Source organism: Streptomyces sp. NRRL B-1347 (assembly GCF_000720325.1).
Lineage (GTDB): Bacteria > Actinomycetota > Actinomycetes > Streptomycetales > Streptomycetaceae > Streptomyces.
On the sequence record NZ_JOJM01000154.1, the window covers coordinates 1 to 5,082 of the forward strand.

Here is a 5,082-nt window from a genome sequence, read left to right on the forward strand (position 1 = left end):
TATTCGTCGGCAGCGTCAGATGTGTATAAGAGACAGGTCTCTAGGAGAGCTTCCCGTCATGAACAGCCGCCCCCTGACCCTGGCCATCGTCGGCGCCGGCCCGAGAGGCCTGTCCGTCCTGGAGCGGACCCTCGCCGGCGCCCGCACCCTGCCCTCCCGCCCGCTGACCGTGCACGTCATCGACCCCTTCCCGCCCGGCGCGGGCGCCGTGTGGCGCACCGACCAGCCCGCCCACCTGCTGATGAACACCGTCGCCTCCCAAGTGACCGTGTTCACCGACGCGTCCGTGCGCATGCAGGGGCCGCTGGTGCGCGGCCCGAGCCTGCATCAGTGGGCCCGCTCCCTGGCCCGCTCCCGCACCGCCGCCGCCCTTCCGGCGTGGGTGCTCGCCCAGGCCCGCACGCTCGGCCCCGACGCCTACCCCACCCGCGCCTTCTACGGCCACTACCTGCGCTGGGCGTTCGCCCACATCGTCAGCCGGGCCCCCGCCCACACCAGCGTGCGCACCCACGCCACCCGCGCCACCGCCCTGGAGGACGCCGGGCCGCACCCGCACAGCCCGCAGACCCTGCGCCTGGCCGACGGCACCGTCCTGGCCGGACTGGACGCCGTCGTCCTGGCCCAGGGCCACACCCCGGTCCGCCGCACCGCCGCCGAAGCGGACCTGGCCGGCTACGCCGCCCGCCACGGCCTGCGCTACCTGCCCCCCGCCAACCCCGCCGACCTGGACCTGTCCGCCATCGCCCCGGGCGAGACGGTGCTGCTGCGCGGCCTGGGCCTGAACTTCTTCGACCACATGGCGCTGTTCACCCTCGGCCGCGGCGGCACCTTCCACCGCCGCCACGGCGAGCTGGAGTACCGGCCATCGGGCCGCGAACCGCACCTGGTGGCCGGCTCCCGGCGCGGCGTGCCCTACCACGCGCGCGGCGAGAACCAGAAGGGCGCCTTCGGCCGCCACACCCCCCGCCTGCTGACCGAGCAGGCCATCGCCCGCCTGCGCCAGCAGCAGCCGCTGGACTTCGCCGCCCGGCTGTGGCCGCTGATCGCCACCGAGGTGGAGGCCGTCTACTACCGCACCCTGCTGGCCGGGCACGGCCGCGGCCGCGAGGGCCACGACCTGGCCGAGCGCTACCTGGCCGCCCCCTCCGCGCAGGCCCGCGCCTCCCTGCTGGACGCCCACCACGTGCCCGCCGACGAGCGCTGGGACTGGGAGCGGATCGCCAAGCCCTACAAGGAGACCGCGTTCAGCGGGCCCGGCGACTTCACCGCCTGGCTGCTGGCCCATCTGCGGCGCGATCTGGACCAGGCCCGCCAGGGCAACCTCGACGGGCCGGTGAAGGCCGCCCTGGACGTCCTGCGCGACCTGCGCAACGAGATCCGCCAGGTCGTCGACCACGGCGGGCTCAGCGCCGACTCCCACCGCGAGGACCTCGAACGCTGGTACACCCCGCTGAACGCCTACCTGTCCATCGGCCCGCCCGCCTCGCGCATCGAGGAGATGGCCGCGCTGATCCGCGCCGGCGTCCTGGAGGTGGCCGGCCCGGAGCTGAGCGTGCGCCCCGCAACAGGCCCCGAGGGGCCGGTGTTCGCCGCCACGTCCGCGGCCGTGCCCGGCCCGCCGGTCACCGCCCGCACCCTCATCGAGGCCCGGCTGCCGGAGCCCGACCTGCACCGCACCACCGACCCGCTGCTGCGCCACCTGCTGGTGACCGGGCAGGCCCGGCTGCACACCCTCACCGGCCCGCGCGGCGACTACGAGACCGGCGGCCTGGCCGTCACCGCCCGCCCCTACCACCTCCTGGACGCCCGCGGGCGCGCCCACCCGCGGCGCTTCGCCTACGGCGTGCCGACCGAGGCGGTGCACTGGGCGACCGCGGCGGGCATACGCCCGGGCGTGGACTCCGTCATCCTGGGCGACGCCGACGCCATCGCCCGCAGCCTGCTGGCCCTGCCCGCGCACAGCACACCCCCCGGCTACGGCGCCGCCCTCGCCGCGCCCGCCGCCCGGCCCGCCCGGGACAGCGCGGCGCCCGTCATGGCCGCCGCCACCGGCCGCGAGTAGCCGCGTGCCAGGCCCCGCCCCCGTTGTCTACACTGCGCTGCCGCTTCGTGACGCGCGAACGTGGCCCCGCGAAGCGGCCGGCACAGGAAGAGGTACTGATGGCCCAGACACCCACGGCACGCTGCACCCCGGCGCACCTCGCCGCCCAGGCCACCCGCCTGGCCGCCGCCATGGACGCCGTCACCGACACCGAAGCCGCCCAGCGGGGCCTGACCCGCGCCGACTTCGAGGTCCTGGCCGCCCTGCGCGGCGCGGGCGCCGAACGCGGCTACCGGCTGCGGCCCGGTGAACTCGCCGAGCGCTGCCACCTGTCCTCCGGCGGCACCAGCAACATCATCCGCAGGATGGCCGAGTCCGGCTACGTGGTCCGCGAGGCCGACCTGCACGACGGGCGGGGCTCCTGGGCGCAGCTGACCGAGGAGGGACGCCGTGTGGTGGACGCGGTGCGCCGGGCCGCGGACGCCGTCTACGACCAGCTGCTGCGGCCGCTGCCCTCCGGCGCGGTGGACGCGCTGTCGGGGCTGATCTCCCTGGTCGCCGCCGCCCTCGAACAGGCCCCTGCCGCCGGGAGTTCCGCAGCGGGGCCAGGCAGCACGGCAGGCGCGGCGGGGGCGGCGGGGGCGGCGGGGGTGCCGGCGCGGGCCCGGCGGATCGTGCGCGCCCCGCGGCCCGCGCCCAAACGCTGAAACCCCCCTCTCCCGGCCGCCACGGGGGGGCGGGCGGCCTTCACGGAAGGGCGAAGAGGGGGGAAACCCAAAGGGGGGCAGCGGCACGGATCCGCCAGAGGGAGCGGGGGAAGGAAGCCGGGCGCGTGAGCGGCGGGGCGTACCGGTGTGGTGCCCGGCTTCCTGTCTCCCATGGTGACGCGGGCCGGCGGCCGGCCACAAAGGCCCAGGCGCTACTTCGGCAACATGCCCCGCCCCGCCTTGGCGGCGGGGACGGGGGGACTTGGCCAAGTGGGCGCCGGGCGGGCTACGGCGGGACAGGCCGGCGCAGTGCGGGGGTTGGCAGCGGTGATGCGCGGCCATGTGGCACCACAGGTGCCCCGGGCCGCGCCCCTGGCACGCCCGAGCACCGCCTAGGAGGCACCCGATGAACACCAGCGTGACGCGCCCCACCGCCCCGATCGGGGCGCTGCTGCGGCACTTCGCCGATCTGCGCGACGGCACCCACGGCGACGGCGCCGTCTCACGCGAGGCCAAGGAGGAACTGTTCCACCAGGCCGTCGCCCTGCTGGACCCCTACGCCCGCCAGGTCCTGGCAGAGGTCAACACCCACCTGCTCAACGCGGCGGGCCAGGTCCGCGCCAGCGGGGCGATCCGGGCCGGGGACGGCGGCCTGGCGGCCACCTGGGCGCTGACCTGGCCCCAGCAGCGCACCGAGGGCATCGACCCGATCAGCCTGGTGGCGCACTACGGCCGCGGATTCCACCACCCGCACCTGCGCGGCGCCACCGTCGCCGAGTGGCCGCTGAACGTCTTCACCGACGAGCAGGCCGCCGCCGAGGTGCCCACCCTGCGCGCGATCGCCACCGCCGACCTGCACAACCTGGTCTTCCAGCGCGACTTCCGCATCGTGCCCGCCATCACCGACCCGCACGGCGCCCCCGCGGCCGCCGCCGCACCCAAGGAGGCCTGATGGAGCAGGCACCGCTGCGCCTTTCGGTCCTGGACCAGTCCCCCGTCGGCGAGGACCAGTCGGCCGCCGAGGCGCTGCGCGCCTCCGCCGACCTCGCCCGGGCCGTGGACACCCTGGGCTACACCCGCTACTGGGTGGCCGAACACCACAACTCCCCCGGATTCGCCGGCACCGCCCCCGAGATCCTGGCAGGACAGCTCCTGGCCACCACCCGCCACCTGCGCATCGGCACCGGCGGCGTGCTGCTGCCCCGCTACCGGGCGGCGAAGGTGGCCGAGGTCTTCAACGTGCTGGCCGCGCTGCACCCGGGCCGCGTCGACCTCGGGGTGGGGCGCGCCGGCGGCCCCGCCGACCGCTTCCCCGCCCAGGTGGAGGAGGTGCGCCTGCACCTGGGCCTGATCCCGGGCCGGCGCCCCGACCCCGACCAGAGCGCGCCCGTGCCGCCGCGGCTGTGGCTGCTGGGCGCGGGCACCAACTCCGCCCGCCACGCCGGGCAGCTGGGCGCCTCCTTCGCCTACGCCTACTTCCTGACCCACAAGCCGGGCCGGGCCGTCCTTGACGCCTACCGCGCCGCTCTCGGCGCCGCCGGGCACAGCCCGCAGCGCGGCGTGGTGGCCGTGCGCGTGGTGTGCGCGGACACCGAGGCCAAGGCGGAGGAGCTCGCGCGGAGCGTGCTGCTGTGGCGCAGCCGCAAGGACCTGGGCCAGGACCTGCCGCTGCCCCTGGCCGGCAGCGTGCGCGGGCACCGGTGGAGCGAGCTGGAGGCGGAGCGCGCCGGCGCGCTGCGCCGCACCCTGGTGGCCGGCACCCCCGAGCAGGTGCACGCCCGGCTGACCGCCCTGGCCGCCGACCACGCCACCGGTGAGATCCTGGTGAACACCCTGACCGCCGACCCCGCCGACCGGGTGCGCTCCTACCAGCTGCTCGCCGAGGTCTTCCAGCTGCCGGCGCCCAGGCCCGACGCCGTGCCGGTGTAGCAGCCGCGCGCCCGCCAGGCACGCAGAGGCGGGAGAGCCCGACCGGCCTCTCCCGCCTCTGCGTTGTCCCTCCCTGCCGGATGCGCGCAAGGAAGCGGGGCGGCCGTTGGTCTACGGCCGCCCCGGGGGGGGTCTGGGTCCTCCTGTCTGCGGTTGTGGTCCGTCCTGCGGTGGTGCCGTCTGGTCCGGCGTGCGGCTATCGCGTGCTCCTCTCGCCGGGGGTTTCTTCGGTTGTGGGGATGCTGCCGGTGGTCGGAACGGTCGAAGGGACGGGGGGCCCTTCTGCCGGGGAGTGGCCTGGGGCAGGGGGGGGGTCTGGGTCCTCCTGTCTGCGGTTGTGGTCCGTCCTGCGGTGGTGCCGTCTGGTCCGGCGTGCGGCTATCGCGTGCTCCTCTCGCCGGGGGT

Annotated in this window: 4 protein-coding genes; all 4 read left to right on the plus strand. The window is 76.4% G+C overall.

The annotated features are described in order from the left end of the window. Positions 1–58: 58 nt before the first annotated feature. The 4 genes from IG74_RS0143810 (at position 59) to IG74_RS0143825 (ending at position 4,677) form a co-directional block, all read left to right on the plus strand. Positions 59–2,062, plus strand: a complete 2,004-nt coding sequence (locus IG74_RS0143810) for an FAD/NAD(P)-binding protein (protein WP_063761356.1) — start codon at positions 59–61, stop codon at positions 2,060–2,062. 98 nt (positions 2,063–2,160) lie between these two features. Continuing rightward, the gene (locus IG74_RS48560) at positions 2,161–2,748 is read left to right on the plus strand and encodes a MarR family winged helix-turn-helix transcriptional regulator (RefSeq protein ID WP_051856692.1); all 588 of its coding nucleotides are present in this window, start codon (positions 2,161–2,163) and stop codon (positions 2,746–2,748) included. Between the two features lie 406 nt (positions 2,749–3,154). After that, positions 3,155–3,700: a hypothetical protein gene (locus tag IG74_RS0143820; protein WP_030689231.1), complete on the plus strand. Its 546-nt coding sequence runs from the start codon at positions 3,155–3,157 to the stop codon at positions 3,698–3,700. After that, positions 3,700–4,677: an MsnO8 family LLM class oxidoreductase gene (locus IG74_RS0143825; RefSeq protein WP_037827239.1), complete on the plus strand. Its 978-nt coding sequence runs from the start codon at positions 3,700–3,702 to the stop codon at positions 4,675–4,677. Before IG74_RS0143820 ends, IG74_RS0143825 begins: the two co-directional genes overlap by 1 nt. The last annotated feature ends 405 nt before the right edge of the window (positions 4,678–5,082 follow it).

What these genes read in the sequence shown, in the direction of transcription:
- IG74_RS48560 (WP_051856692.1), top strand. Translation starts at nt 2,161, where the DNA reads ATGGCCCAGACACCCACGGCACGCTGCACCCCGGCGCACCTCGCCGCC.
- IG74_RS0143810 (WP_063761356.1), top strand. Translation starts at nt 59, where the DNA reads ATGAACAGCCGCCCCCTGACCCTGGCCATCGTCGGCGCCGGCCCGAGA.
- IG74_RS0143825 (WP_037827239.1), top strand. Translation starts at nt 3,700, where the DNA reads ATGGAGCAGGCACCGCTGCGCCTTTCGGTCCTGGACCAGTCCCCCGTC.
- IG74_RS0143820 (WP_030689231.1), top strand. Translation starts at nt 3,155, where the DNA reads ATGAACACCAGCGTGACGCGCCCCACCGCCCCGATCGGGGCGCTGCTG.